General features: G+C 69.9%; 27 protein-coding genes. 10 read left to right on the top strand and 17 right to left on the bottom strand.

The genetic code is table 11. The annotated features are described in order from the left end of the window. The first annotated feature begins 125 nt into the window (after positions 1-125). On the top strand, positions 126-896 hold the full coding sequence (locus tag FQY83_RS03825; protein WP_146385128.1) for an NAD kinase: 771 nt from the start codon (positions 126-128) through the stop codon (positions 894-896). Between the two features lie 136 nt (positions 897-1,032). Further along, complete coding sequence (locus FQY83_RS03820; RefSeq protein ID WP_146385126.1) at positions 1,033-1,950, top strand: 5'-nucleotidase; 918 nt, start codon at positions 1,033-1,035, stop codon at positions 1,948-1,950. A gap of 120 nt (positions 1,951-2,070) precedes the next feature. On the opposite strand, the gene FQY83_RS03815 is transcribed toward FQY83_RS03820, so the two are convergent. From FQY83_RS03815 to kynU, 6 genes are all read right to left on the bottom strand, one after another. Further along, complete coding sequence (locus FQY83_RS03815; RefSeq protein ID WP_146385124.1) at positions 2,071-2,607, bottom strand: DUF2939 domain-containing protein; 537 nt, start codon at positions 2,605-2,607, stop codon at positions 2,071-2,073. Then, positions 2,607-3,293, bottom strand: a complete 687-nt coding sequence (locus FQY83_RS03810; protein ID WP_146385122.1) for a DUF2461 domain-containing protein — start codon at positions 3,291-3,293, stop codon at positions 2,607-2,609. Before FQY83_RS03810 ends, FQY83_RS03815 begins: the two co-directional genes overlap by 1 nt. Before the next feature lie 69 nt (positions 3,294-3,362). Beyond that, a complete protein-coding gene (gene sbcB, locus FQY83_RS03805; protein WP_146385120.1) occupies positions 3,363-4,823 on the bottom strand; it encodes an exodeoxyribonuclease I in 1,461 nt (486 codons plus the stop codon). 72 nt (positions 4,824-4,895) lie between these two features. Then, a complete protein-coding gene (locus FQY83_RS03800; RefSeq protein ID WP_146385118.1) occupies positions 4,896-6,251 on the bottom strand; it encodes an FAD-dependent oxidoreductase in 1,356 nt (451 codons plus the stop codon). A 9-nt stretch (positions 6,252-6,260) separates the two neighbouring features. After that, the gene (locus FQY83_RS03795) at positions 6,261-6,590 is read right to left on the bottom strand and encodes a GIY-YIG nuclease family protein (protein ID WP_146385116.1); all 330 of its coding nucleotides are present in this window, start codon (positions 6,588-6,590) and stop codon (positions 6,261-6,263) included. A gap of 78 nt (positions 6,591-6,668) precedes the next feature. Then, a complete protein-coding gene (gene kynU / locus FQY83_RS03790; protein ID WP_146385114.1) occupies positions 6,669-7,940 on the bottom strand; it encodes a kynureninase in 1,272 nt (423 codons plus the stop codon). Positions 7,941-8,050: 110 nt separating this feature from the next. Between kynU and FQY83_RS03785 the strand changes: the two genes are divergently transcribed. Beyond that, entirely contained in the window at positions 8,051-9,073 is a 1,023-nt protein-coding gene (locus FQY83_RS03785) for a peptidoglycan DD-metalloendopeptidase family protein (RefSeq protein WP_146385112.1), read from the top strand. 20 nt (positions 9,074-9,093) lie between these two features. Here FQY83_RS03785 and FQY83_RS03780 read toward each other — a convergent pair whose 3' ends face one another. The 11 genes from FQY83_RS03780 to asnS form a co-directional block, all read right to left on the bottom strand. Further along, positions 9,094-10,119 (bottom strand): amidohydrolase family protein, encoded by a 1,026-nt coding sequence (locus FQY83_RS03780; protein WP_146385110.1) that lies wholly within the window; start codon positions 10,117-10,119, stop codon positions 9,094-9,096. A gap of 10 nt (positions 10,120-10,129) precedes the next feature. After that, on the bottom strand, positions 10,130-10,678 hold the full coding sequence (locus FQY83_RS03775) for a 3-hydroxyanthranilate 3,4-dioxygenase (RefSeq protein ID WP_146385108.1): 549 nt from the start codon (positions 10,676-10,678) through the stop codon (positions 10,130-10,132). A gap of 25 nt (positions 10,679-10,703) precedes the next feature. Continuing rightward, positions 10,704-11,180: a RidA family protein gene (locus tag FQY83_RS03770; RefSeq protein WP_146385106.1), complete on the bottom strand. Its 477-nt coding sequence runs from the start codon at positions 11,178-11,180 to the stop codon at positions 10,704-10,706. After that, the gene (gene can, locus FQY83_RS03765) at positions 11,173-11,847 is read right to left on the bottom strand and encodes a carbonate dehydratase (protein ID WP_146385104.1); all 675 of its coding nucleotides are present in this window, start codon (positions 11,845-11,847) and stop codon (positions 11,173-11,175) included. The genes FQY83_RS03770 and can overlap by 8 nt, the downstream gene beginning before the upstream one ends. Positions 11,848-11,854: 7 nt before the next feature. Further along, positions 11,855-13,282, bottom strand: coding sequence for an aldehyde dehydrogenase (locus FQY83_RS03760; protein ID WP_146385102.1), 1,428 nt, complete (start codon positions 13,280-13,282; stop codon positions 11,855-11,857). A 172-nt stretch (positions 13,283-13,454) separates the two neighbouring features. After that, positions 13,455-14,267 carry an endonuclease VIII gene (gene nei, locus FQY83_RS03755; protein WP_146385100.1) on the bottom strand — a complete coding sequence of 271 codons (813 nt, stop codon included), beginning with the start codon at positions 14,265-14,267 and terminating at the stop codon, positions 13,455-13,457. 103 nt (positions 14,268-14,370) lie between these two features. Then, positions 14,371-15,156, bottom strand: a complete 786-nt coding sequence (locus FQY83_RS03750) for an SDR family oxidoreductase (protein ID WP_146385098.1) — start codon at positions 15,154-15,156, stop codon at positions 14,371-14,373. 15 nt (positions 15,157-15,171) lie between these two features. Continuing rightward, entirely contained in the window at positions 15,172-15,792 is a 621-nt protein-coding gene (locus FQY83_RS03745) for an FMN-binding negative transcriptional regulator (protein WP_146385096.1), read from the bottom strand. A gap of 267 nt (positions 15,793-16,059) precedes the next feature. Beyond that, on the bottom strand, positions 16,060-16,377 hold the full coding sequence (locus tag FQY83_RS03740) for a hypothetical protein (RefSeq protein ID WP_146385094.1): 318 nt from the start codon (positions 16,375-16,377) through the stop codon (positions 16,060-16,062). After that, positions 16,374-16,679 (bottom strand): hypothetical protein, encoded by a 306-nt coding sequence (locus FQY83_RS03735; protein WP_146385092.1) that lies wholly within the window; start codon positions 16,677-16,679, stop codon positions 16,374-16,376. Before FQY83_RS03735 ends, FQY83_RS03740 begins: the two co-directional genes overlap by 4 nt. 166 nt (positions 16,680-16,845) lie before the next feature. Next, positions 16,846-18,246 carry an asparagine--tRNA ligase gene (gene asnS, locus FQY83_RS03730; RefSeq protein WP_146385090.1) on the bottom strand — a complete coding sequence of 467 codons (1,401 nt, stop codon included), beginning with the start codon at positions 18,244-18,246 and terminating at the stop codon, positions 16,846-16,848. Positions 18,247-18,329: 83 nt separating this feature from the next. Between asnS and FQY83_RS03725 the strand changes: the two genes are divergently transcribed. From FQY83_RS03725 to FQY83_RS03695, 7 genes are all read left to right on the top strand, one after another. Further along, positions 18,330-18,671: a HesB/IscA family protein gene (locus FQY83_RS03725; protein ID WP_146385088.1), complete on the top strand. Its 342-nt coding sequence runs from the start codon at positions 18,330-18,332 to the stop codon at positions 18,669-18,671. A gap of 287 nt (positions 18,672-18,958) precedes the next feature. Next, a complete protein-coding gene (rpsF, locus tag FQY83_RS03720) occupies positions 18,959-19,393 on the top strand; it encodes a 30S ribosomal protein S6 (RefSeq protein WP_146385087.1) in 435 nt (144 codons plus the stop codon). An 11-nt stretch (positions 19,394-19,404) separates the two neighbouring features. Continuing rightward, positions 19,405-19,635 carry a 30S ribosomal protein S18 gene (gene rpsR / locus FQY83_RS03715; protein ID WP_146385085.1) on the top strand — a complete coding sequence of 77 codons (231 nt, stop codon included), beginning with the start codon at positions 19,405-19,407 and terminating at the stop codon, positions 19,633-19,635. Between the two features lie 198 nt (positions 19,636-19,833). Beyond that, on the top strand, positions 19,834-20,286 hold the full coding sequence (rplI, locus tag FQY83_RS03710) for a 50S ribosomal protein L9 (protein ID WP_146385083.1): 453 nt from the start codon (positions 19,834-19,836) through the stop codon (positions 20,284-20,286). Positions 20,287-20,544: 258 nt separating this feature from the next. Beyond that, positions 20,545-21,945 (top strand): replicative DNA helicase, encoded by a 1,401-nt coding sequence (locus tag FQY83_RS03705; RefSeq protein WP_146385081.1) that lies wholly within the window; start codon positions 20,545-20,547, stop codon positions 21,943-21,945. A 101-nt stretch (positions 21,946-22,046) separates the two neighbouring features. Next, positions 22,047-23,183, top strand: a complete 1,137-nt coding sequence (gene alr / locus FQY83_RS03700; protein WP_146385079.1) for an alanine racemase — start codon at positions 22,047-22,049, stop codon at positions 23,181-23,183. Positions 23,184-23,294: 111 nt separating this feature from the next. Then, positions 23,295-24,803: a WS/DGAT/MGAT family O-acyltransferase gene (locus FQY83_RS03695; protein WP_146385077.1), complete on the top strand. Its 1,509-nt coding sequence runs from the start codon at positions 23,295-23,297 to the stop codon at positions 24,801-24,803. Positions 24,804-24,805 lie beyond the last annotated feature (2 nt).

The following is a 24,805-nucleotide window of genomic DNA, read 5'->3' as shown; positions in this document are numbered from 1 at the left end:
CTGCGACGTGCGATGCCCGGTTCCCTCGGCATCGCGCGTCGCGTCTGGCGGCGCTCCTGCAGGACCCGGCGTGGGCATCCCGCGACGGTGCCGGGTTATGCTCCACGCATGAGCAGGAGCCTCCGATGAGCATGACGCCACGCATCGCCTTCCTCGCCAGCCAGACCGGGGACGCGCAGGACGCGCTCGCCGCGCTGTCCGCGCGCCACGGCCAGTGCGAGCCGGCCGATGCCGACGTCCTGTGCGCGCTCGGTGGCGACGGCTTCATGCTGCAAACCCTTCATCGCCACGGCAGCCTCGGCAGGCCGGTGTTCGGCATGAAGCTGGGCACGGTCGGTTTCCTGATGAACCAGCACCGCGAGGACGACCTGCTCGAACGCATCCGCGCCGCCGAGCCGGCGGTGCTGCGGCCGCTGGAGATGGTGGCGCAGACCGAGTCCGGCGCGACAGTGGGCTCGCTGGCCTACAACGAGGTCTCGCTGCTGCGGCAGACGCGCCAGGCCGCGCACCTGTCGATCGAGCTCAACGGCAAGCCGCGCCTGGACGAGCTGATCGCCGACGGCGTGATGGTCGCCACCGCCGCCGGCAGCACCGCCTACAACTATTCCGCGCACGGCCCGATCCTGCCGCTCGGCGCCAGCGTGGTGGCGCTGACTCCGATCGCCGCGTTCCGCCCGCGGCGCTGGCGCGGTGCGCTGCTCAAGGCCGACACCGAAGTCCGCTTCCGCGTGCTCGACCCGTACAAGCGCCCGGTCAGCGCCACCGCCGATTCGCACGAGGTGCGCGACGTGGTCGAGGTCATGATCCGCGAGTCGCGCGAGCGCACGGTCACGATGCTGTTCGATCCCGAGCACAACCTCGAAGAGCGGATCCTGAGCGAGCAGTTCGAGGCATAGGGCGGGCCTAGGCCCGCCATTGCCATCCGTCGGTTTTCGCGTTTTTTTGGCTGAGCCCGCGGCGGGCCTAGGCCCGCCCTATGTGGGCGGGCGACGGGTCGCAGACGGCGCGACGCATCCGGGGGATAATCGCGGCATGTCCGGAAAAGAGCCCGTTGCGGTCCTGACCATCGCGATTTCCTCGCGCGCGCTGTTCGATCTCGAGGACAGCCACGCGCTGTTCGAGCGCGAGGGCATCGAGCCCTATGCCGAACACCAGCGCAGCCGCGAGGACGACGTGCTGGAGCCGGGCATCGCGTTCGGGCTGGTGCGCAAGCTGCTGGCGCTCAACGTCGACGCGCCGGCGGAGTCGCCGCGGGTCGAGGTGATCCTGCTTTCGCGCAACTCCGCCGATACCGGCCTGCGCATCTTCAATTCGATCCAGCACCACAGGCTGTCGATCTCGCGCGCCACCTTCACCTCCGGCGAGCCGACCTGGCCCTACATCCGCCCGTTCGGCGCGCAGCTGTTCCTGTCGGCCAATTCCGAATCGGTGCGACGGGCGCTGGAGAACGGCGTCGCCGCCGCGACCATCCTGCCCGACCGCGCCAAGCCCGGCACCATCGCCAGCGAGCAGATCCGCATCGCCTTCGACGGCGACGCTGTGATCTTCGGCGACGAGGGCGAGCGCGTGTCGCGCGAGGGCGGTATCGAGGCCTTCCACCGCCACGAGATCGAGCGCGCGCGCGAACCGCTGTCCGGCGGCCCGTTCCGCGCCTTCCTCTCGGCCTTGCACGACCTGCAGGCCGCCTATCCCGCGGGACAGGCCTCGCCGATCCGCACCGCCCTGGTCACCGCGCGCTCGGCGCCCGCGCACGAGCGCGTGATCCGCACCCTGCGCGAGTGGGACGTGCGCCTGGACGAGGCCCTGTTCCTCGGCGGCCGCTCCAAGGGACCGTTCCTCGAAGCCTTCGGCGCCGACATCTTCTTCGACGACTCCCTGCACAACATCGACAGCGCCCGCCAGCACGTCCTCGCCGGCCACGTCCCGCACGGCGTATCAAACACGCCATAGGGCGGGCCTAGGCCGGCCATGGCTTCAACCATGCGTCCATGCAACCTGGCGAAGCAAACGCACCGTATTCCGGTGGCAAAGCGGCAAAGCGGCGGGCCGAGGCCCGCCCTATGGGGGGCATCAATCCGGCAGACGGATATCCGACAGCCGCCAGCGCAGCCCCTTGCGGGTCAGCACGAACACGATCGGCGCGCCGTCGTCGCCGTGCACCGTGGCGGTGAAACGCGACGCCGATTCGTAGCGGCGCTCGGCGTCGCGCAGCGGATCGGGCCGCGCGGAGGTGTCTTCGCCGGAGCTCGGCGGGGGCAGCCCGCTGGCGCGGTTCCAGACCTTGCGCCCCTCCATCAGCGCGCCCAGGCCCATCGGCGTGACCATCAGCTCGACGGCGCCACCGATCACGCCACCGGCGACGCTCATGCCGAGCGCGCCGAGCAGCCCGGACTGCGCGTCGATGCCGGCGCTGCGCACCAGGCGATCGCCCAGTTGCGCCTTGAGGCTGGCGCGCAGCGGCGGGAAATCGACCTGCTTCGCCAGCGCGGCCGCGTTCTCCTCGCGCACCGCCTTGCCGATGGCGTGGATCGTCAGGTACGGGCCCGCCGCCGCGTAGGCGAACAGCGCGGCAAGCAGCAGGACGGCGAGGGCGATCCACTTGCGCATCAGAACTCCAGGTCGAGCGCGGCGCAGAGGTAGTCCATGAACGGCGCCAGCGCCTGCAGGTCCTTGCCGAGCGTCGGCAGCAGGCGCGGGCCGAGCATCACGCCGTCGTCGATCGCGCGCCAGGCGACGAAGTTGCGATGCTTGAGGTCCTCGATCAACGCGAAGTCCGCGGGGAATCCGCGCGGCGCGCGCACCAGCATGTCCTCGTCGTCGAGATCGAAGCGGCGGCGGAATGCGGGCGCGTGCGCGGCAGCCTTCCAGCCGCCGGGGTTGTCGAAGATGAACTGGCGGATCTGCCGCTGCACCGGGGGTTCCGGATGCCAGATGCCGCCGCCGAAGAAGCAGTTGCCGGGCTGCAGGTGCAGGTAGAACGAGGGCGCGGGTACCTGCCGGCTGCGCTCGTGGAACAGGCGCGCGCCCTGCCAGCTCTTGTACGGCGCCTTGTCCGAGGCGAAGCGGGTGTCGCGATGGATGCGGAACAGCGAGCCGCCGACGGTCTTCGGTTCGGAGCGGAAATGCGGGCTGACCGCCGCCAGCGGCGCTTGCAGGTCGGCCAGCAGGCGCTGGAACGGCTCGCGCACGTGCGCCTCGTAGTCGGCCTTGTGCGCCTGGAACCACGCACGCTCGTTGTGGCGGGCGAGGGCGCGGAGGTATTTCAGGCTCTTGTCGGTGAAATAGGTGGTCATGTCGATTTGTCCGTCATCCCGTCGCTTCGTCATCCCGGCTTTCGCCGGGATGACGGCAGCAAGAGGCAGTCATGCAGGCGAAGACATTTCCAGTTCTCCCTGCAGGTTCCGGCCCCAGTCGTCCAGTTGGTCGAGCAGTCCGATTTTTGCGACATCTTCGCCCACAGTGCCGCGCAGTGTCCCGATCCTGTCGAAATACCGCGTGAATCCGAGTTCGGATAGTCCGCTGTCGTCGGCGAGGCGTTCCCGGCGGTAGTCGTTCCAGCGCGCCCGCTCGCCGGCGTCGAGTGTCTCCGGCCAGTTGCGCGCGCGATAGCGGAACAGCAGCTCGACCAGGCGCGGGTCGCGGAATCCGAAATGGCGTGCGCCCAGCTGTGCCGGCGGCGTCGCGCGCACGTCGGCGAACAGGCGCTTGTCGCCGTCGGGGATGAAGCCGTCGTAGAGCGCGCCGTCGGCGTCGCCGGGCGGGAATTCGCGCTCGGCGGCGTAGACCTGCCGCAGTTTCTCGGCCAGCGCCGGCCCGGCCGCGCGCAGGCGCGAGGCGCGGTACTCGACGCGCGCGGGTTCGATCGACAGGCGCGCGAAATCCGCCTCGCGCAGGTGGTCCCAGCGCACCAGCGCCGGGCAGCGGTTGAGGTGGACTTCCTTGAGCGCGATCCGGGTCTCGCCTTCCGGCAGCTGGTCGGCGCGCACGTACAGACGCGCGGCGATGGCCTCGGGGTCGAGGTCGAGCAGGGCGTCGGGTTCGCTGTCGAGGTCGAACACGATCACGCGGCCGTCGTAGCGCGGATGCCGCGCCAGCGGCAGCACCGGCGCCGCGCACAGGCGGCTGGCCGGGTAGCGCTGCGAGACGTGCAGCAGCGGCTTCATCGCCACGGCATCCAGCAGGCTTGCCGCGAAGCGCTTGTCGCGCAGCTGCAGCGCGTACTCCCACAGCCGCGGCTGCGCCTCGCGGAAGCGCCGGGCCAGGCCGATCAGCGCGCGCACGTCCGACAGCGCCTCGTGCGCTTCGCCCTGGCGCACGCCGTTGGCGGCGGCGAGGTGTTCGAGCTTGAACGAGGTGCCCTGGCCGTCCTCGCGCTGCGGCCAGGCGATGCCGTCCGGGCGCAGCGCGTGCATCAGGCGCATCGCGTCGAGCAGGTCCCAGCGCGAGTTGCCGCCGCGCCATTCGCGCTCGTAGGCATCGAAGAAGTTGCGGTACAGGCCGAAGCGCACGAACTCGTCGTCGAAGCGCAGCGAGTTGTAGCCCAGGGTGCAGGTCTGCGGTCGCGACATCTCGTCGAAGATGCGCGAGAACGCCTCGGCCTCGGGGACGCCCCCGGCCAGCGCCCGCTGCGGCGGGAGGCCGGTGACCAGGGTCGCGTCGGGGGAGGGCAGCAGGTCGCCGGCGGGCTTGACGAGGAAGTCGATCGGTTCCTCGACCTCGTTCAGCGCCTCGTCGGTGCGGATCGCGGCGAACTGCGCGATCCGCGACCGCCGCGGGTCGGCGCCGAAGGTCTCGAGATCGTAGAAGAGGAAGGTCGCGCCCATCCCCCCATTGTAGGAGCGGCTTCAGCCGCTCTGGGGCCTTTTTGGGCGCGGCGGTCGCGCCTGAAGGCGTTCCTACGGGGCGGGAAGCGGCTCCAGGCGCGCCAGCACGTCCGCGTCGACGCGCGCCCAGTCCACTTCATCCAGCGAATCGAGCCCCTCGGTCGCGCGGACCAGGATCCCGCGCTGCACCTCGCTGCGCGCCAGCGCCACGGCATAGGGAATGCGCATGAAGCTGACCATCGCGTAGTGCGGCACGAAGCGACCCGGGTGCCGTTCCTGCAGCAGCAGTTCGAGTACCCGCTGCAGGCGGTAGTCGCCGTCGTCGACGCGGTCGCGCATCTCGATGTAGTTCTCCAGCGCCATGTGCTGGATCGCGGCGGCGTTGGGCATGCGCTCGGCCTCGAACGCGGCGAATGCGGCCTCGAGGCCGTCCTCTGCTTCGAGCCTGTCGGCCAGCGCCACGCAGTCCTCGAACGCGCAGTTCATGCCCTGCCCGTGGAACGGCACCATCGCGTGCGCGGCGTCGCCGAGCAGCACCGCGCGGTCGCCGATGTGCCAGCGGTCGAGATAGAGCGTGCCGAGCGTGCCGACGGGATTGCGCTCGTAGTCTTCCTCGAGCAGCGGGATCAGCGGCACGGCGTCGGCGAACTGCTCCCGGAACAGGGCCAGCGCGGTTTCGCCGTCGGCCACGGTTGCGAAGCTCGGATGCGGCCCTTCGTGCGGCATGAACAGGGTGACGGTGAAGGTGCGCTCGTCGTTGGGCAGGGCGATGCACATATAGTGCCCGCGCGGCCAGATGTGCAGGGCGTTCGGCTCGATGCGGAAGCTGCCGCCGGGGCCGGGCGGGATCTCCAGCTCCTTGTAGCCGTGGTCCAGCCATTCGGTGCGCTCGCCCAGGTCGAGCCTGCGCATCATTTGCGCGCGCAGGGTCGAGCCCGCGCCGTCGGCGCCGACCAGCGTGTCGAACCGACGGCTCTCCTCGTGGCCCTCGCCCTTGACCAGGAAGGTGCCGGCGTCGAAGTCGACGCTCTCCAGCCGGCGATCGAAGTGCAGGGCCGCGCCGGCGGCCTCCGCCGCCTCGATCAGCACGATGTTCAGCTCGCCGCGGTTGATCGACCAGATCACCTCGCTGTCGTCGCGCCCGTAGCGCTGCAGCTCCGGCTCGCCGTCGAGCGGATGCACCATGCGCCCGCGCATCATCACCGCCTGCCGCATCACGCCCAGGTCCGCGTCGGCCTGCCGCAGCGCGTGCAGGCCGCGCTCGGTGAGCGCGAGGTTGATCGAGCGCCCGCCGGCATAGCCGAACACGCGCGGATCGCCGCGACGCTCGAACACCTCGACCTTCCAGCCGCGCTGCGCCAGCAGGGTCGCAAGCAGCGTGCCGGCGAGGCCGGCGCCGATGATGGTGATGCGTGGACGTTCGTTCATCTTGGTTCGTCATCCCCGCGAAGGCGGGGATCCAGTGTCTTGGCTTTCGCCGATCAGCGATGGCCACAGATCGTTCCAGTAGGGATTGGACTCCTCCACCAGACGGATCTTCCAGGCCCGGTTCCATTTCTTGAGCTGCTTCTCGCGCGTGATGGCGGCCTCCATTGCGTCATGCACCTCGTACCAGACGAGCCGGGTGACTCTGTACCGGTCCGTGAATCCCGGCGCCAGATGGTTGCGATGCTGCCATACGCGTCCGATCAGATCGCTGGTGACGCCGACGTAAAGAGTGCCATTCCGTCCGCTGGCCAGAATGTACGTGGCAGGCTGCTTGTTCATGGCCTTGCCCTCCTTGGCAAGAAAGACACTGGGTCCCCGCCTTCGCGGGGATGACGGGAACGGCTTCCGATGCCGTGGTCATGACGCCCGCCAATGCTCGACCGCCCGCGCAAAGCGCAGCACGTCCGCGTGCGTGTTGTAGAGCGGCGCGGGGGAAATCCGGATCACGTCCGGTTCGCGCCAGTCGCCGACGATGCCGTGTGTTCCGAGGAATTCGAACAGGGCGCGTCCCCGTTCGCGGCCGCCGGCCACGCGCAGCGACAGCTGGCATCCGCGCTGCGCCGGGTTGCGCGGGGTGACGACCTGCAGCGCGTCGCGCAGGCGGGCGTCGATCAGGGCTTCGAGGTAGCCGGTCAGCCGCTCCGACTTCGCGCGCAGCGCGGGCATCCCCGCCCGCGCGAACAGGTCCAGCGACGCGCGCAGCGGCGCGAGCCCGAGGATCGGCGGGTTGCTCAGCTGCCAGCCGTCGGCGCCGGGCGTGGGCACGAACTCCGGCCCCATGCGGAAGCGGGTGTCCGGCTCGTGTCCCCACCAGCCGGCGAAGCGCGGGCGCTGCGTGCGCGCGTGGCGCTCGTGCACGAAACAGCCGGCGACCGCCCCCGGGCCGGCATTGAGGTACTTGTAGTGGCACCAGACGGCGAAGTCGGCGCCGCTGTCGTGCAGCCGCAGCGGCAGGTTGCCCACCGCGTGGGCGAGGTCGAAGCCGGCGATGGCGCCGACGTCGTGGGCGATGCGCGCGATCTCCGCCAGGTCGAAGGCCTGCCCGGTGCGGTACTGCACGCCGGGCCACAGCACCAGGGCGAGTCGCTGGCCGTTGTCCCGGATCGCGCGTTCGATCGCCTCCATCGAGAAGGTGCCGTCGGCGTTGTCCGGTTCCACCTCGATCAGCGTGTGCTTCGGCGGCAGTCCGCGATACTTGAGCTGCGATTCCACCGCATAGCGGTCCGACGGGAAGCTGCCGGCCTCGACCAGGATCGCGGTGCGCTCGATCGTGGGCTGGTAGAAGCTGACCATCATCAGGTGCAGGTTGGTGGTCAGCGAGTTCATCGCCACCACTTCCGACGGCAGCGCGCCGACGACTTCGGCCAGCGGATCGCGCACCAGCTCGTGGTAGGGCATCCACTGCGCCTGCCCGGTGAAGTGGCCCTCGACCGCCTCGGTCGCCCACTTGTCCAGCACTTCCTCGACGTGCGCGCGCGCGCCCTTCGGCTGCAGGCCCAGCGAATTGCCGCAGAAGTAGGCCTGCTCGACGCCGCCGTGGCGCGGGATCAGGAATTCGTCGCGCAAGGCGCGCAGCGGATCGGCGGCGTCGAGCGCGTGGGCGCCGGCTTCGGAGAAGGGGTCGGTCATGGCCGCATTGTAGGCGGCTGCATGGTGGCGGACATGTGGCACCGGGCATTGATCCGCGCCCGGGCGGCCGGTAGGGTGGACCGCTGGCTGGGGAGCCTCGGGGGGCGGCGATGGCCGAATTCGAGCAGTTGATGCGCACCGCCGCGCTGGTCGGGACCGCCCTGTTCGCGGTGCTGCTGCTGGCGCGCGCGGCGTGGGCGTGGCGCTCGCGCGGGGAGCGTGCGGGGTTGCGGCACATGCCGCTGACGGTCCGCCTGGTCCAGGGTCTGCGCGTGGTCGCGCTGGTGCTGTTCGGGCTGGGACTGCTGGCCAGCCTGTTCGTGCTGCAGCGCGGGACGTTCTTCATGCCGGCGCCGCTGCAGGCCGGCTTCGCGATCGCCTTCGCGGCCTACGTGCTGCTTGAGGTCGTCCTGGCGGCGTGGTTGCCGCGCAGGCGACGCGCCTGGCTGTGGGGGCTGGGCGCGCTGGCGACGTTCGCGCTCGGCGCGCTCGGGCTGCTGTTCGTCCTCGGCGCGGCGCGCGCCTTCGCCTACCCGCCGCTCGCGGACACCGTGGTGCTGGCGCGGGTGCCGTTCGAGGGGACCTGGGTCGCGACCGGCGCGGGCGCCAGCGGCGCCACGAACCACCACGACCGGATCGCTTCGCAGAAATATGCCGCCGACCTCGCTGCGCTCTGCGACGACGGACGGTTGTTCCGCGGCGATGGCGGCCGCCAGGAAGACTCCTGCACCTTCGGCGCGAAAGTGCTGTCGCCGGTGGATGGCGTGGTCGTGCACGCGATCGACGGCCATCCGGACGGCGCCAGCCGCGAGGTCCTGCCCGGCAATCACGTGATCATCCGCATCGACGAGGGTCGCCACGTGGCCCTGGCGCACTTCCGCCGCGGCAGCGTCCTGGTGAAGGAAGGCGAGCGGGTGCGCGCGGGGCAGGAGATCGCCCGCGCCGGCAACTCGGGGAACTCGGACTTCGCCCATCTGCACCTGCACGTCCAGGACATGCCGGTCTACGACCTCCGCGGCAGCCGGGCGCTGCCGTGGCGTGTTGCCGGCATGGAGCGGCGGCGCTACCTGTGGTGGTCGCTGGTGCGCGACGGGTTCCTGCTGAGCAACGACCACGTACGCCCCGCGCCCTGAGCCCGCGCGTCGCGATCGCGTCAGGCGAAGCGCGACAGCGGCACCCCCAGCCACTCCAGCGCGGTGCCGTGGTACAGGCGCGCCTTCGCGGCCTCTTCGAGCGCGATCTCCTCGATGCCCGCGCCCGGCACCTGTTCGCCGAGCGGGAAGGGATAGTCGGTGCCGAGCATCACCCGGTCCACGCCGCAGGTATCGAGCAGGTACTGCAGCGCGCGCGGGTCGGCGACCCAGGAATCGAAGTAGAGCCTGCGCAGGTAGTCGCGCGGGTTGTGCGGGTTGTCGGTGGCGACCAGGTCGGGCCGCATGTTGAAGCCGTGCTCGATGCGGCCGATCGTGTAGGGGAAGCTGCCGCCGCCGTGGGCCATGCACGCCTTGAGCTTCGGCAGCCGCTCCAGCACGCCGCCGAACACGAGGCAGCAGGCCGCGCGCGACTGCTCGGCCGGCATGCCCACCAGCCACGGCAGCCAGTATTTCGGCATCGTGTCCGTGCCCATCATGTCCCAGGGATGCACGAGGATCGCGGCGCCGAGGTCGGCAGCGGCCTCGAAGAACGGGAACAGCTCCGGCGCGTCGAGGTTCCAGTGCGCGCCGTCGGGACACTGCACGTGCGAGCCGATCTGCACGCCCTGCAGGCCGAGCTGGTCCATGCAGCGCTCGAGCTCCTGCACCGCCAGCCGCGGCGACTGCAGCGGCACCGTGCCGATGCCGGCGTAGTGGCGCGGGAAGTCGCGGCAGGTCTGCGCCATGTGGTCGTTGAGCGCCTGGTGCAGCTCCAGCGCGTGGGCAGGTTTCGCCCAGTAGCTGAACATCACCGGCACCGTGCTGATCACCTGCACCTGCACGCCGAAGCGGGCGTAGTCGTCGATGCGTTCCTGCGCGTCCCAGGTCTTGGACCAGATCTCGCGGAAGAAGCGGCCGTCCTTGTAGATCCGGTGGCGGCCGTCCTCGGTGTGGTGGATCACCGGGAAGCGCGCCTCGCCGTACCTGCGCGCGAGGTCGGGCCAGTCGCGCGGGAGGTAGTGGGCGTGGATGTCGATCTTGAGCATGCGCCGCGGCTCAGGTGATGTCGGCCTGCGAATCGGCCTGCATCTCGTAGCGGGTCGGGCGGGGGTTGAGGTGGCCGCAGGCCCGGCAGGTGCGCAGTTCGTCGCTGCGGTAGAAGGTCTCGAAGACGCGGAAGAAGTCCTGCTCGATGTCATTGAGGTGGAAATACTCCTCGTAGACCTTTTCGTTGCAGTTCTCGCAGAACCAGAGCAGGCCGTCGTCCTCGTGCGGCAGGCGCCTGCGTTCGATCACCAGGCCGATCGAGCCTTCGGCGCGCTGCGGGGAATGCGGCACGCGCGGCGGCAGCAGGAAGGCTTCGCCGGCGCGGATCGGGATGTCGCGGACCTTTCCGTCCTCCTGGATGCGCAGGGTCATCTCGCCCTCGAGCTGGTAGAACCACTCCGGGCCTTCCTCCCAGTGGTAGTCGGTGCGGGCGTTGGGGCCGCCGACGACCATGACGATGAAGTCACCGTCGTAGATGCACTTGTTGCCCACCGGCGGCTTGAGCAGGTGGCGGTTGTCCTCGATCCACTTCTGGAAGTTCAGCGGGGCTGGAATCATGACGGGTTCTCCGGTGGCCCCCACCCTAACCCTCGCCCGCAAGCGGGGGAGGGGACGTGAAGTTCGCTGGCGAAGGAGATGACTTCAACGCGGCGATGCACTTCAGCTCGATGGCGATCGGCGTGGGCAGGGCGTCGATGCCGAGGGTGGTGCGGCAGGGGGCGATGGCCGCATCGGGGAAATGCTCGGCCCAGGCGGCGTTGTAGCCGGCGAAGTCGGCGGCCATGTCGGTCAGGTAGACGGTGACGTCGACCAGATCCTCCCAGCGCGCGCCGCTGGCCTCGAGCACGGCGCGCACGTTGGCGAAGACGGCGCGCGCCTGCGCGGCGATGTCGTGCGCGACCAGCCTGCCGTCGGCGTCGAACACGTTGCCGGGCACCGCATCGGTCGCCGGGTCGCGCGGGCCGATGCCGGAGAGGAACAGCAGTTCGCCGACCCGGCGCGCGTGCGGATAGCGCCCGACCGGCTTCGGTGCCGCGGCGGCGTGCACGGCTTCAGTCATCGCGCTTTCCCTGCGCCGCGATTTCGGCAATCGCGGCCAGCGCCGTGCGGTAGGTGGTGTAGACATCGTCGGGCGAGGACACGTCCATGCCCAGTTCGCGCACGCGACCGTCGTTGAGCGAGTACACCCAGCCGTGCACGGCCAGGCGCTGCCCGCGCGCCCAGGCGTCCTGGACCACGGTGGTCTCGCAGACGTTGAGCGCCTGCTCGATGGCGTTGAGTTCGCACATGCGCGCGTGGCGCAGCGGTTCGGATTCGATGCCCGCGAGCAGGGCGACATGCTTCTTCGCCAGGTCGGACACGTGGCGCAGCCAGTTGTCGGCCAGGCCGAGGCGGGCGCCGGTCAGCGCCGCGTGCACGCCGCCACAGCCGTAGTGGCCGACCAGCAGGATGTGCTCGACCTTGAGGATGTCCACCGCGAACTGGATCACCGACAGCGCGTTGAGGTCGCCATGCGACATCACGTTGGCGATGTTGCGGTGGACGAAGACCTCGCCCGGGTCGAGGCCGAGGATCTGGTTGGCCGGCACGCGCGAATCGGAGCAGCCGATCCACAGGTATTTCGGGGTCTGCTGCGTCGACAGCCGGTCGAAGAAACCGGGGTCTTCGCGGGAGATGCGGTCGGCCCATTCGCGGTTGCGGCCGAGGAGTGTGTCGAGTTCGCCCATGCCGCGATTATCCCAGAGACAGGCCGATGTTCTTCGGCTCGGTGAAGAAACGCATCGCCTCCAGCCCGCCCTCGCGGCCCAGGCCCGATTGTCCGGTGCCGCCGAAGGGCGTGCGCAGGTCGCGCATCAGCCAGGCGTTGATCCAGACGACGCCGGCGCGGACGGAGGCGGCGAGGCGGTGCGCGCGGGCGAGGTCGCGGGTCCAGATCGAGGCCGACAGGCCGTAGTCGGTCGCGTTGGCCAGGCGCAGCGCGTCGTCGTCGCCGTCGAAGGGCTGGAGGGTGGCGACCGGGCCGAAGATCTCCTGCCGGTTGGTGTCGGCGTCGGGGCCGAGGCCTTCGATGACGGTGGGCTCGACGAACCAGCCGGGGCGTCCGGGCACGCCGCCGCCGCAGAGCAAGCGGCCGCCTTCCGCGCGCGCGCGCTCGATCGCCGCCGTGACCTTGTCGAAATGCGCCTGCGAGACCAGCGGGCCGAGCTGCGTGTCCGGATCGGCCGGATCGCCGAGGCGCAGGCTGCGCACGCGTTCGACGAAGGCCTCGCGGAACTGCGCGTAGATGTCGCGTTCCACCAGCAGGCGCGATCCGCACAGGCAGATCTGGCCGCTGTTCTGGAACGCCGAGCGCACCAGGGTGTCGAGCTGCGCCCGCCAGTCGCTGTCGGCGAAGACGAGGGTCGCGTTCTTGCCGCCGAGCTCCAGCGACACCTTCTTCAGCAACGGGCCGGCGACGCCGGCGATGCGTCGGCCGACCGCGGTGCTGCCGGTGAACGACACCGCGCGGACATGCGGATGCGCGACGATCGCTTCACCGGCATCGGGACCGGATCCGTGCACCAGGTTGAGCGCGCCGGCGGGGAAACCGATCCTGGCGGCGAGCTTGGCCAGCAGGGTGGCGCTCATCGGCGTGACCTCCGACGGCTTTGCGACCACCGTGTTGCCCGCCGCCAGCGCCGGGGCGATCTTCCAGGTGAACAGGTACAGCGGCAGGTTCCACGGCGAGATTGTGCCGACCACGCCCAGCGGCCGGCGCAGCGTGTAGTTCAGGCCGGCCTGGCCATGGTGCGATTCGCTGGCGAACTGGGTGGCCGCGTGCGCGAAGAAGCGCAGGTTGGCGACGGCGCGCGGGATCTCGACTTCGCGCGCGAGCCGGATCGGCTTGCCGCCGTCGCGCGACTCGGCCTGCGCGAAGGCGTCGAGGCGTTCCTCCAGCGCATCGGCCAGCCGCTCCAGCCAGCGTGCGCGGGCTTCGTCGGGCAGGGCGGACCACGACGGCAGCGCGGCGGAGGCGGCCGCGACCGCGGCGTCGACGTCGACCGCATCGCCGGCGGCCACCTGCGCCAGCGTCTGTCCGGTCGCGGGCTCGAACACGTCGAGCCAGCGACCGCCCGCGGGGTCGCGGAAGGCGCCGTCGATGAAGTGCCGGCAGTGCTTCATGGGGGCACAGCTTACCTGCCGCCGCGCCGGTCGTTGTGGGGGCGACTTCAAGATCCTCTGGACAACTGCCGTCATCCCCGCGAAAGCGGGGATCCAGCGTCTTTGCGTAAAACCAGATGGATCCCTGCTTTCGCGGGGATGACCAAGGCGTTTGCTCTTGACGATCGCGAGTTCAGGACTGGCAGGCGGGACAGGCGTACAGCCGGCGCCCGGCCAGGGTTTCGCGCACGATCGCCGTCCCGCAGCGTGGGCAGGGTTGTCCGTCGCGGTCGAACACGCGGAAGCGGAAGCCTTCCGCCGTGTCGCCGAGGTAGTCGGCGCGCATGCCGCGCGCCGGTTCGATGCCGCGGGTGCGGTAGCTGTGGCGCGGCACGTCGAGCAGCGCACGGGCCAGGCGCTGGCGCTGGGCGTCGTCCAGGTCGGCCGGACGCAGGCGCGGCGACAGCCGGGCCTCGAACAGCACCTCGGCGCGCAGGTAATTGCCCATGCCTGCGAGGAAGCCCTGGTCGAGCAGCAGGCCGTCGAGGCGACGCCCGGTGAAGCGCGGCTCGCGCAGGCGCGCGTCGACGGCGGCGGCAGCGAGCGCCGGATCGAGCACGTCGGGGCCGAGCCTGGACAGGAACGGATGCCGCACGAGGTCTTCGTCGCGCCACATCGCCACGTCGGAGGCGGAATAGAGCAGGATCGCCCGGTCGGCGGTTTCCAGCGCCACGCGCAGCGAACGCGTGGTGTCGGGGCGCTCGCCGGCGGCGGCCACTTTCCACACGCCGTAGAGCTGGTTGTGGCTGTAGAGCGTCCAGCCGTGGTCGAAGCGGGTGAGCAGCGCCTTGCCGTGCGGCTCGATGGCGACGATGCGCTGGCCGGGCAGCGACTTCTGGAAGCGCTTCAGCGCGGGGAAGGCGAACCAGGCCGAGGCCAGCGGCCTGCCGACGACGGCTTCGGCAAGGCGGTCGGCGGCGCGGCGGATTTCGGGGCCTTCGGGCATTGTGTGAGTGGTGATTGGTGATTGGTGATTCGTGATTGGTGATTCGACAGAGCGAAGCGCATGCTCCTCGCCTTTTCGAATCACCAATCACGAATCACGGCCCTCATATCGAATGCATCCGGCCGCCATCCACCGCCAGCGAGACGCCATTGACGTAGCCCGCCGCCGGCGAGCACAGGAAGGCGATCACGCCCCCCGTCTCTTCCGCCTGTGCAAAGCGCCCGGCGGGCACGCTGGCGAGCATCGCCGCGACCACCTCCCCGCGCGTCCTGCCGGTGGCGGCGGTGCGGTCGCGCAGGATCTGCTCGATGCGCGCGGTCTCGGTGTAGCCGGGCAGCACGTTGTTGACGGTGATGCCGTCCGCGCCGAGCTCGCGCGAGAGCGTCTTGGCCCAGCTCGCCACCGCGCCGCGGATCGTGTTCGACACGCCGAGCCCGGCGATGGGTTCGTACACCGAGGTCGAGACCACGTTGACGATGCGGCCCCAGCGCGCCGCGCGCATGCCCGGCACCACCGCCTGGGTCAGCGCCTGGTTGGCGAGCAGGTGCTTGCCGAAGGCGTCGAGGAAGGCGTCGGCATCGGCGCCGAACGCCGGCCCGCCGGGCGGCCCGCCGGTGTTGTTGACGAGGACGTGCACGGGAGCTTCGGCGACGAGCGCGTCCACGCGCGCGCGCAGTTCGTCGCGGCGCGAGACGTCGGCGGCGAGCGCGCGATGGCGCTGCACGCCGGCGCGGGGCAGGGCAGCCACCACCGCCTCCAGCGCTTCGGGCCGGCGCGCCAGCGCGGTGACGTCGGCGCCGAGCAGGGCAAGCTCATGCGCGGCCGCGCGGCCGATGCCTTCGGAAGCGCCGCAGACGAGGGCGTGGCGGCCGGAGAGGTTCAGGTCCATGGTCTGTGGCTCCGGTCAGTGCGCGCGATCGCGCATCATCGCCGCGATCGCGCGGGCGTCGGGATCGTCCACGCCTGCGAGCCTGGCGGCGACGGCCTCGCGGTTGGCGACGGGATGGTTCTGGTTCAACTTGAACTTCAGTTCGATGCGCTCGGGCACGAAGCGGAAACCGACGATGCCGCGCAGTTGCCGGCGATGGTCGTCTCGCTCCGGTTCGAAGCGCCAGGATTCGCCGGCACGCGCCTCGAATCGGTCGCTCAGGCGCGAGACGAGGTCGGCCAGCGCGTCCTCGTCGTCGAAGGTCTGCAGCGTACCGGACAGATGCGCGACGGCGTAGTTCCAGGTCGGCACGCGCGCGGATGCCTCCTTGTCCGGATACCACGCCGGTGACACGTATGCATGGGCGCCGTGCACGACCACCAGCGCATGACCGGCATGCCGCGCCTGCGGGTTCGGCTTCGCCCAGTGGCCCTCGACCAGCACGTCCCCGCCGTCGCGGCGGTACAGCACCGGCAGGTGGCTGGCGAACGGTGCGCCGCCGGCATCGCCGGTAACGAGCGTGATGAAGGGATCGGCCGCGACCAGCGCGTCCAGCTGCGAGAGATCGGTTTCGGCGAAGGCGCGTGGGGTGTACATGTCGTGATCTTAGCGTCGCCGGCGGCGGCGGAGACAGGGCCAACGGCATCGCGGACGATTCGTTGTCATTTCGACCGAAGGGAGAAATCCCTCACTACGCGGTCCGCAGGATCCCTGTTGGGAGACGCTTGGGAGGAGGCTGGGCGAAAGACACTGGGTCCCCGCCTTCGCGGGGACGACGATGGCGGGGAATTCGCAGAAGGACGCCGTCGCGATCGAGGGGAGAGGTGGCGACGGGGCTGGGATGTCGTAGAGGCCGGCCGTTGCTCAGGCCCGCGCGCCCAGCGACTGCAGCATTCGCGTGCGCAGCACCTCGTCATTGCCGCCTTCCGGCGGCGACAGCTCGGCCAGCGAGAAGCCGCGCTCCAGCGCGTCATCCTCGTCGAGGCCGTCGAAGGCGACGAAGTCGGCGTCGAGCAGCATTGCGCGCGCGGTGTCCTCGCTGTCGTAGACCAGGGTATTGCCGTCGCTGTCGAAGACCTCGGCGGTGCCGGCCTCGCGCACCCGCAGCCGGGCCCAGACGATGGTGCGACCGAGCGAGGCCAGCCACCATTCCTCGCTGACGTGATGCGGCGCGTCGCTCATCGCAAGGCCACCGCCCACAGCCACAGCAGCGCCGACATGCCCAGCGCGCCGAGGATCACGAAGGCCGACACCCGTGCCGGCGTCGCCAGCCCGGTGAACTGCGCGTCGCGCACTTCGCGATAGCGTCCGCCCAGCAGCCAGCGCAGCGCACCCGGGCTCAGGAAGGCGCCTTCGCCGAGCGCCGCGCGCGCCTGCGGATGGCGGTCGCGCAGGTGCACCAGCGACAGCGGCCAGAAGATCACGAAGGCGGTGATTCCGCCGATGGCGACGCCGACGAAGCACAGGGCGAGGAAGAGGATCATGGGATCAGCTGGCAGGGAGGCGCGCCAGCTCCGGCATCGTCATCCCGGCGAAAGCCGGGATCCAGTTTGCCGTTGGCGCGGATGCGAAAGTCAACATGGATCCCGGCTTTCGCCGGGATGACGGGCCGGGGCATGACGGGTGACGGGGCCTGCGCATGCCGGGCCATCAGTATTCCGCATTCCCCGGCGCACGCGGATAGGGAATCGCGTCGCGGATGTTCGACAGCCCGCACACGTACACGATCAGGCGCTCGAAGCCCAGCCCGAAGCCGGCGTGCGGCACCGTGCCGTAGCGGCGGAAGTCGCGGTACCAGGCGTAGTGCTCGCGGTCGAGGCCGAACTGGTCCATGCGCGCGTCGAGCACGTCCAGGCGCTCCTCGCGCTGCGAGCCGCCGATGATCTCGCCGATGCCTGGCGCCAGTACGTCCATCGCCGCGACGGTCTTGCCGTCGTCGTTGAGGCGCATGTAGAAGGCCTTGATGTGCTCGGGGTAGTTGGTCACCACCACCGGGCGGCCGACGTGCTGCTCGGTCAGCCAGCGCTCGTGCTCGGTCTGCAGGTCCAGGCCCCATTCGACCGGGAAATCGAACTTCTGCCCGGACTTGCGCAGCAGCTCCACCGCCTCGGTGTAGTCGATCCGCTCGAACGGCGCGTTGACGAAGGCCTCCAGCCGGGTGATCGCATCCTTCTGCACGCGCTCGGCGATGAAGGCCATGTCGTCCGCGCGCTCGTCCAGCACCGCGCGGAACAGGGACTTGAGGAATTCCTCGGCCACGCGCGCGTCCTCGGCCAGGTCGGCGAACGCGATCTCCGGCTCGATCATCCAGAACTCGGCGAGGTGGCGCGTGGTGTTGCTGTTCTCGGCGCGGAAGGTCGGGCCGAAGGTGTAGACCTTGCTCATCGACAGGCAGAAGGCCTCGACGTTGAGCTGGCCGGAGACGGTGAGGAAGGTTTCCTTGCCGAAGAAGTCGCGCGAGAAGTCCACCGCGCCGTCCTTGCCGCGCGGCAGGTTGGCCAGATCGAGCGTGGACACCCGGAACATCTGCCCCGCGCCCTCGGCGTCGGAGGTGGTGATGACCGGGGTGTTGATCCAGTAGTAGCCGTTCTCGTGGAAATACCGGTGCGCCGCCTGCGCCAGGCAGTGGCGGATGCGGGTGACCGCGCCGAACAGGTTGGTGCGCGGGCGCAGGTGCGCGACCTCGCGCAGGAACTCCAGCGAGTGCGCCTTGGGCTGGATCGGATAGGTCTCCGGATCGTCGACCCAGCCGACCACCTCGACCTTCGTCGCCTGCAGCTCGAAGCTCTGGCCCTGGCCCTGCGAGGGCACCAGGGTGCCGGTGGCGACCACCGCGCAGCCGGCGGTCAGGCGCTTCACCTCGGATTCGTAGTTGGGCAGCACGGCCGGCGCGACGACCTGGATCGGCGCGAAGCACGAGCCGTCGCTGACGTTCACGAACGACAGCCCGGCCTTGGAATCGCGCCGGGTGCGCACCCAGCCGCGGACCGTGACTTCGCCGCCGGCGGGCATCCTGCCCGCGAGCGCGTGTTCGACGCTGGTAACCGTCATGCCTTGAATCCTGGGGAGAGGGGGCCGATATCGGAACGCACAGTTTACCGCGCCCTTCAGCCGCTCCACGCTAGAATTCCGCCATGGCCATCCAGCTCACCCCCGCTGCGTTCGAACGCGTCCGCCAGTTCCTCGCCGGGGATCCCGACGCGCTCGGCCTGCGCTTCGGCGTCAAGCGCACCGGCTGCTCCGGCTGGGGCTACGAGGTGGAACTGGCCCGCGACGCGCGCGAGGGCGACAGCGTCAGCGAGCAGGACGGCGTGCGCATCTACGTCGACGCCGCCAGCCAGCCGATGGTCGACGGCACCACCATCGACTTCGTGCGCAAGGGCCTGAACCACGAGTTCGTGTTCGCCAACCCCAGGGCCGCCGCCGAGTGCGGCTGCGGGGAGAGCTTCACCACGGACGCCGACAAGGCGGCCTGAACCGCGCAGGCGCCCGGCGGCACCCCCTGTCCGAACTGTCATCCCGAGCAAAGCGAGGGATCTGGTCTCCGCTGGCGGGCTTCCCTCCGCAGGCAGATCCCTCGCTCCGCTCGGGACGACACCGGTCGGAGGCGGCCCTGCTTGCCCGTAACCCATTGATCCGCCATAATGCGCGGCTCCCTGCGGCCCAAGCCGCCGGGACCCTTGCTCCACCACCCCAATTCCGGGCGTCGGGGAGCTGTCCGGCCCGCCCCCCGCGGCGGCCGAATACCCGAAAGGAAACATCGATGCGCCACTATGAAATCGTGTTCCTGGTCCATCCGGACCAGAGCGAGCAGGTGCCGGCGATGATCGAGCGTTACAAGACGCTGATCGAGAACGGCAACGGCAAGATCCACCGCCTGGAAGACTGGGGCCGCCGCCAGCTCGCCTATCCGATCAACAACCTGGTCAAGGCCCACTACGTGCTGTTCAACGTCGAGGCCGGCCAGGACGTGCTCAACGAACTGGTCGAGGGCTTCCGCTTCAACGACGCCGTGCTGCGCCACCTGGTGATGCGCCGCGACGAGGCCGACACCGAGCAGTCCCTGATCATGAAGAACAAGGACGAGAAGGGCGACAAGCCGGAGCGCGGCGAGCGCCGCCGCCGCGATGACGAGGAAACCTCGTCGAACGACAACGAAGGCGACGGCGACAAGGCCGACAACGCCGAAGCCGCCTGAGGAGCACGCACATGTCCAAGTTCTTCCGCCGCCGCAAGTTCTGCAAGTTCACCGCCGAGGGCGTCAAGGAGATCGACTACAAGGATCTCAACACCCTGCGCCAGAACCTCACCGAGAACGGCAAGATCGTGCCGAGCCGCATCACCGGCACCAAGTCGCGCTACCAGCGCCAGCTGGCGCTCGCGGTCAAGCGCGCGCGTTTCCTCGCGCTGATCCCGTACACCGACAACCACAACGTGTAAAAAACGCCGCCTCCCCGCAGGGGAGGCCCCGGTTTCCCTCCCCTTCAAAGGGAGGGGCAAGGGTGGGGATGGTGTTCCAGCCCGACGCAGTCACACCGTCCGGAGCAACCTCCCCAGGCCTCGTTCGACCCCATTCGTCCCATTCGGACAGCACCCGTTGCGGCGCATCGCCGTCGCTAACGAATACGGAGACACTCCATGAAACTGATCCTCCTGCAGCGCGTCACCAACCTCGGCGCCCTCGGCGATACCGTCGACGTCAAGCCCGGCTACGGCCGCAACTACCTCGTCCCGCAGGGCAAGGCCGTGCCGGCCACCGCCGCCAACCTCGCCGAGTTCGAGGCCAAGCGCGCCGAGTACGAAGCCAAGGCCCAGGCGATCGCCGACGAGGCCCAGGGCCGCCTGGCCAAGCTCGATGGCGCGAGCGTGACGATCTACGCCAACGCCTCCACCGAGGGCAAGCTGTACGGCTCGGTCGGCCCGCGCGACATCGCCGAGGCCCTGACCAAGCTGGGCACCCCGGTCGAGAAGTCGGAAGTGGTGATGGGCGAAGGCCCGATCCGCAATATCGGCGAGTTCGAGATCGTCGTGCACCTGCACGCCGACGCCGAGACCACGGTCAAGGTCGTCGTCGAGCCCGAAGCGGCCTGATCGACCTGCCGCCGCAGGCAGACGGAACGGGCGCCGAAAGGCGCCCGTTTTGTTGAGGCAAGTACCGTCATCCCCGCCGGCGCGGGGATGACGGCAGGGGCGGCCCGCCGTCTCGCGCCATGAGACGGCGACCGCGTATCAGGAGGCTGTCTTATCCACAGCTTGTTGTATCGCGCACCCACAGCCGCAGCCGCTACGATGACCGCTCGAGAACAACAACAGGACCGCCAAGGTCCGTCGCTGGGAGTCACCCCGCTGATGTCCGCACGCCCCGGTTTCCGCCAGGAAAGCCGCTCCGAGAGCCGTATCGAACAACTGCGCGTGCCGCCGCAGTCGGTGGAAGCCGAGCAGGCCGTGCTCGGCGGCCTGATGCTGGCCCCCGACGCCTACGACCGCGTCGCCGACCTGATGACCGAAGGCGATTTCTATCGCCGCGACCACCAGTTGATCTACCGCGCGATCCGCGAACTGGCCGAGAAGAACAAGCCCTTCGACGCGGTGACCCTGGGCGAATGGTTCGAATCGCAGGGCCTGGCCGAGCAGGTCGCCGGCGGCGCCTACCTAGTCGAGCTGGCCAGCACCACGCCCTCGGCCGCGAACATCAAGGCCTACGCCGAGATCGTGCGCGACAAGGCGATCCTGCGCCAGCTGATCGAGGTCGGCACCGGCATCGTCAACGACGGCTTCCAGCCTGAAGGCCGCGACAGCAGCGAGATCCTGGCGCGGGCCGAGCAGGAGGTGTTCGCGATCGCCGAGGCCGGTGCGCGCGGCCGCCAGGACTTCACCCCGGTCAACAAGGCGATGGCCGAGGCCTTCGACATCCTGCAGACGCGGCACGCCAACGGCGGCGGCATCACCGGCATGCCGACCGGCTACACCGAATTCGACGAGATGACCGCCGGCCTGCAGCCGACCGACCTGCTGATCCTCGCCGCGCGCCCGTCGATGGGCAAGACCACGCTGGCGCTGAACATGGCCGAGTACGCGGCCATGAAGACCAGGAAGGCGGTGGCGGTGTTCTCGATGGAAATGTCGGCCAGCCAGCTCGCGCTGCGCCTGATCTCCTCGGTCGGCCGGGTCAACGCCACCCGCCTGCGCACCGGCCAGCTCGAGGACGAGGACTGGAGCCGCGTGACCAGCGCGATCCGGCTGATCAAGGACACCCGCATCTTCATCGACGACACCCCGGCGCTGTCGCCCGACGTGCTGCGCGCCAAGGCGCGCCGGCTCAAGCGCGAGCACGACCTGGGCCTGATCGTGATCGACTACCTGCAGCTGATGGCCGTGCCGGGCAACAGCGAGAATCGCGCCACCGAGATCTCCGAGATCTCGCGCTCGCTCAAGGCGCTGGCGAAGGAGCTCAACGTGCCGGTGATCGCGCTGTCGCAGCTCAACCGCTCGCTCGAAACGCGCACCGACAAGCGCCCGGTGATGGCCGACCTGCGCGAGTCCGGCGCCATCGAGCAGGATGCCGACGTGATCGTCTTCATCTACCGCGATGAGTACTACAACAAGGAAAACTCGCCGGACAAGGGCCTGGCCGAGGTCATCATCGGCAAGCAGCGTAACGGCCCCACCGGCTCGATCAAGCTCAAGTTCTTCGGCGAATACACCCGCTTCGACAACCTCGCGCACGATTCGATCGGCAGCTTCGAGTAGGCCGGCGCCCGCGCAGGCGGGCCGCGCGGCGCGCTAGAATCCAGTCGATGCAATGCGGCGCGGTTGTGCCGCAATGACGATCGCCGTCCAGGGTCTCCCGCTTGAGCACGCCTTTCACCCAGCGTCCGACGCGCATCGTCGTCGACCTAGACGCGATCGCCGCCAACCTGCGCGCGATCCGCGCGCACGCCGGCGTGCCGGTGATGCCGATCGTCAAGGCCAATGCCTACGGCCACGGGCTGCTGCCGGTGGCGCGGCACCTGCAGGCGCAGGGCGCGGAGCGCTTCGGCGTGGCGTTCGTGGAGGAGGGCATCGCGCTGCGTGAGGCCGGCATCACCGTGCCGATCCTGGTGCTGGGCGGGATCTTCGCGCCGCAGGTCACGCAGTTCCTCGCGCACGATCTCGAGATCACCGTGTCCTCGCTGTCCAAGCTGCGCCAGGTGGAGGCGACCGCGGAAGCGATGGGTCGCAGGGCGGCGATCCACCTGAAGATCGACACCGGCATGGAGCGGATCGGCGTGCACAGCGATTCCGCCGGGGCCTTCATCGAGGCGGCGGTGCGCTCGCGCTGGTGCGAGGTCCGGGGCGTGTATTCGCACCTGGCCTGCGCCGACGATCCGGCGTCGGCGATGACCGCGCTGCAGCTGGAGCGTTTCCTCGAGGCCTGTGGGCATTTCGAGCGCCTCGATGCGCCGATGCCGGTGCGCCACCTCGCCAACTCCGGCGGCATCCTGCATTTCCCGGAGACGCACCTGGACATGGTGCGGCCCGGCATCCTGCTCTACGGCGTGCTGCCGGATGCGGATGCGCGCGCGGAGGTGGCGGTGCGCCCGGCGCTGTCGCTGGTCTCGCAGGTGGTGTACTTCAAGGTGGTGCGGGCGGGTTGCAGCGTCGGCTACGGCGCGACCTGGACGCCCGGGCGCGACACCCGCGTGATCACGGTGCCGATCGGCTACGGCGACGGCTGGCCGCGCGCGCTGTCCTCGCGTGGGCAGGTGCTGATCCGCGGTCGGCGCCATCGGCTGGTCGGCCGCGTGTGCATGGACCAGTTCATGGTCGACATCGGCGGCGACAGCGCCTTCAACGAGGACGCGGTGGTGCTGGTGGGCGAACAGGACGGCGAGGCGATCCGCGTCGAGGAGGTGGCGGTGGCGGCCGGCACGATCCCCTACGAGATCCTCGTGCAGCTCAACGAGCGCATTCCGCGCGAGTATCGGGGCGGCCAGGCGGCCGGGTGATGCCGGCGACTGCCCCCACCCCAACCCTCCCCCGCATGCGGGGAGGGGGCAAGCCAAATTGACGCTTCCGACGGCCACGTGATTCACTCGACCGACCGCACGGGAGGGTGCATGGCCACGAACACACCGCGCCAACGCGCGCGCCGCGAAGCGATGTCCAGGGTCGACACGGCGTGGCTGCGCATGGAACGCCCGACCAATCCGATGATGATCACCGGCGTGCTGATGCTGGCCGAGCCGATGTCGCTGGCCAGGCTCAAGCGGACGATCGCCAAGCGCTTCCTCGCCTACGCGCGCTTCCGGCAGAAGGCGGTCGACGGCGCGGCCGGCGCCGCCTGGCAGGACGACGAGCACTTCGACCTCGACTGGCACGTGCGGCTGTCGGCGCTGCCGGGCCGCGGCGGCGGGCGCGGCGCGCGCGGCGAGGCCGCGGAGAAACGCGCGCTGGAGCGCTTCGTCAGCCAGATGGCCTCGAGCCCGCTCGACAAGGGCCGGCCGCTGTGGCAGTTCCATCTGGTCGAACGCTACCGCGGCGGCTCGGCGCTGGTCGCGCGCATCCACCACAGCTACGCCGACGGCATCGCCCTGGTGCAGGTGCTGCTGTCGCTGACCGACACCGCGCGCGACCCCGGCAAGGACAAGGCGCTCGCCCGCGCCTGGCTCAAGCAGGACGGCGCCGAGGTCGCGCGCCGGGTCGGCGCGGTCGAGCGCTACACGAAGCTCGGCGGCAGGATGCTCGGCAAGGGCATGGAAATGGTGCAGGACCCGGGCCTGGCCGGGGTGCTCGCGCGCGAGGGCGGCGAGATCGCGCGCGAACTGGTGCAGGCGCTGGCCCTGCCCGACGATCCGCCGTCGATCCTGCGCGGCCACCTCGGCGTCAGCAAGCGCGTGGCCTGGGCCGAACCGCTGGACCTGGACGAGGTGAAGGCGGTCGGCCGCGCCTGCGACTGCACCGTCAACGACGTGCTGATGGCCGCCGCCGCCGGCGCGCTGCGCAGCTACATGCTCGACCGCGGCGAAGCGGTCGACGGCCTGAACCTGCGCGCGACCGTGCCGGTCAACCTGCGCCCGCTGGAGCACGCGAAGAAGCTCGGCAACCACTTCGGCCTGGTGTTCCTCGACCTACCGGTGGGTGAGGGCAATCCGATCCGGCGGCTGGAGTACGTCGCCGAGTGCATGAATCAGTTGAAGAATTCTCGACAAGCCATTGTCGCATATGGACTTCTTGCTGCGCTCGGCATGGCGCCGCAGGCGCTGCAGGAGCTGGCGCTGGAGCTCTTCAGCCGCAAGGCGACGGCGGTGGCGACCAACGTGCCCGGGCCCCAGCAGCCGCTGTACCTCGCCGGCTGCCGGGTGTCGGAGCTGATGTTCTGGGTGCCGCAGACCGGCTCGATCGGCATCGGCATCTCGATCCTGAGCTACAACAACCGCGTGCATTTCGGCCTGATCGCCGACGGCCGCCTGGTGCCGGATCCGGACGCGGTGATCCGGCGCTTCCGGCCCGAGTTCGAGAAGCTGCTGTACCTGGCGATGATGGGCAACTGGGACCGGCGGCTGGACTCGGTCGATGCCGACGCGCTGCTCGATCCACTGTCCGGAGCGGCCTCCGCGGAATCCTGAAC

It is taken from the genome of Luteimonas marina, from assembly GCF_007859325.1.
In the GTDB taxonomy this organism is placed as follows: Bacteria; Pseudomonadota; Gammaproteobacteria; order Xanthomonadales; family Xanthomonadaceae; genus Luteimonas; species Luteimonas marina.
This window is presented reverse-complemented; position numbering and strand designations above follow the sequence as displayed.

Bases quoted from the DNA above. Each gene is read 5' to 3' on its own strand.
- FQY83_RS03770 (WP_146385106.1), bottom strand. From the start codon at position 11,180: ATGACTGAAGCCGTGCACGCCGCCGCGGCACCGAAGCCGGTCGGGCGC.
- FQY83_RS03745 (WP_146385096.1), bottom strand. From the start codon at position 15,792: ATGTACACCCCACGCGCCTTCGCCGAAACCGATCTCTCGCAGCTGGAC.
- FQY83_RS03735 (WP_146385092.1), bottom strand. From the start codon at position 16,679: ATGATCCTCTTCCTCGCCCTGTGCTTCGTCGGCGTCGCCATCGGCGGA.
- FQY83_RS03695 (WP_146385077.1), top strand. From the start codon at position 23,295: ATGGCCACGAACACACCGCGCCAACGCGCGCGCCGCGAAGCGATGTCC.
- FQY83_RS03820 (WP_146385126.1), top strand. From the start codon at position 1,033: ATGTCCGGAAAAGAGCCCGTTGCGGTCCTGACCATCGCGATTTCCTCG.
- asnS (WP_146385090.1), bottom strand. From the start codon at position 18,246: ATGACGGTTACCAGCGTCGAACACGCGCTCGCGGGCAGGATGCCCGCC.
- kynU (WP_146385114.1), bottom strand. From the start codon at position 7,940: ATGACCGACCCCTTCTCCGAAGCCGGCGCCCACGCGCTCGACGCCGCC.
- FQY83_RS03825 (WP_146385128.1), top strand. From the start codon at position 126: ATGAGCATGACGCCACGCATCGCCTTCCTCGCCAGCCAGACCGGGGAC.
- rpsR (WP_146385085.1), top strand. From the start codon at position 19,405: ATGTCCAAGTTCTTCCGCCGCCGCAAGTTCTGCAAGTTCACCGCCGAG.
- FQY83_RS03750 (WP_146385098.1), bottom strand. From the start codon at position 15,156: ATGGACCTGAACCTCTCCGGCCGCCACGCCCTCGTCTGCGGCGCTTCC.
- FQY83_RS03760 (WP_146385102.1), bottom strand. From the start codon at position 13,282: ATGAAGCACTGCCGGCACTTCATCGACGGCGCCTTCCGCGACCCCGCG.
- FQY83_RS03815 (WP_146385124.1), bottom strand. From the start codon at position 2,607: ATGCGCAAGTGGATCGCCCTCGCCGTCCTGCTGCTTGCCGCGCTGTTC.
- FQY83_RS03785 (WP_146385112.1), top strand. From the start codon at position 8,051: ATGGCCGAATTCGAGCAGTTGATGCGCACCGCCGCGCTGGTCGGGACC.
- FQY83_RS03705 (WP_146385081.1), top strand. From the start codon at position 20,545: ATGTCCGCACGCCCCGGTTTCCGCCAGGAAAGCCGCTCCGAGAGCCGT.
- sbcB (WP_146385120.1), bottom strand. From the start codon at position 4,823: ATGGGCGCGACCTTCCTCTTCTACGATCTCGAGACCTTCGGCGCCGAC.
- FQY83_RS03800 (WP_146385118.1), bottom strand. From the start codon at position 6,251: ATGAACGAACGTCCACGCATCACCATCATCGGCGCCGGCCTCGCCGGC.
- FQY83_RS03780 (WP_146385110.1), bottom strand. From the start codon at position 10,119: ATGCTCAAGATCGACATCCACGCCCACTACCTCCCGCGCGACTGGCCC.
- nei (WP_146385100.1), bottom strand. From the start codon at position 14,267: ATGCCCGAAGGCCCCGAAATCCGCCGCGCCGCCGACCGCCTTGCCGAA.
- FQY83_RS03810 (WP_146385122.1), bottom strand. From the start codon at position 3,293: ATGACCACCTATTTCACCGACAAGAGCCTGAAATACCTCCGCGCCCTC.
- can (WP_146385104.1), bottom strand. From the start codon at position 11,847: ATGGGCGAACTCGACACACTCCTCGGCCGCAACCGCGAATGGGCCGAC.
- FQY83_RS03795 (WP_146385116.1), bottom strand. From the start codon at position 6,590: ATGAACAAGCAGCCTGCCACGTACATTCTGGCCAGCGGACGGAATGGC.
- FQY83_RS03740 (WP_146385094.1), bottom strand. From the start codon at position 16,377: ATGAGCGACGCGCCGCATCACGTCAGCGAGGAATGGTGGCTGGCCTCG.
- FQY83_RS03775 (WP_146385108.1), bottom strand. From the start codon at position 10,678: ATGATTCCAGCCCCGCTGAACTTCCAGAAGTGGATCGAGGACAACCGC.
- rpsF (WP_146385087.1), top strand. From the start codon at position 18,959: ATGCGCCACTATGAAATCGTGTTCCTGGTCCATCCGGACCAGAGCGAG.
- rplI (WP_146385083.1), top strand. From the start codon at position 19,834: ATGAAACTGATCCTCCTGCAGCGCGTCACCAACCTCGGCGCCCTCGGC.
- FQY83_RS03725 (WP_146385088.1), top strand. From the start codon at position 18,330: ATGGCCATCCAGCTCACCCCCGCTGCGTTCGAACGCGTCCGCCAGTTC.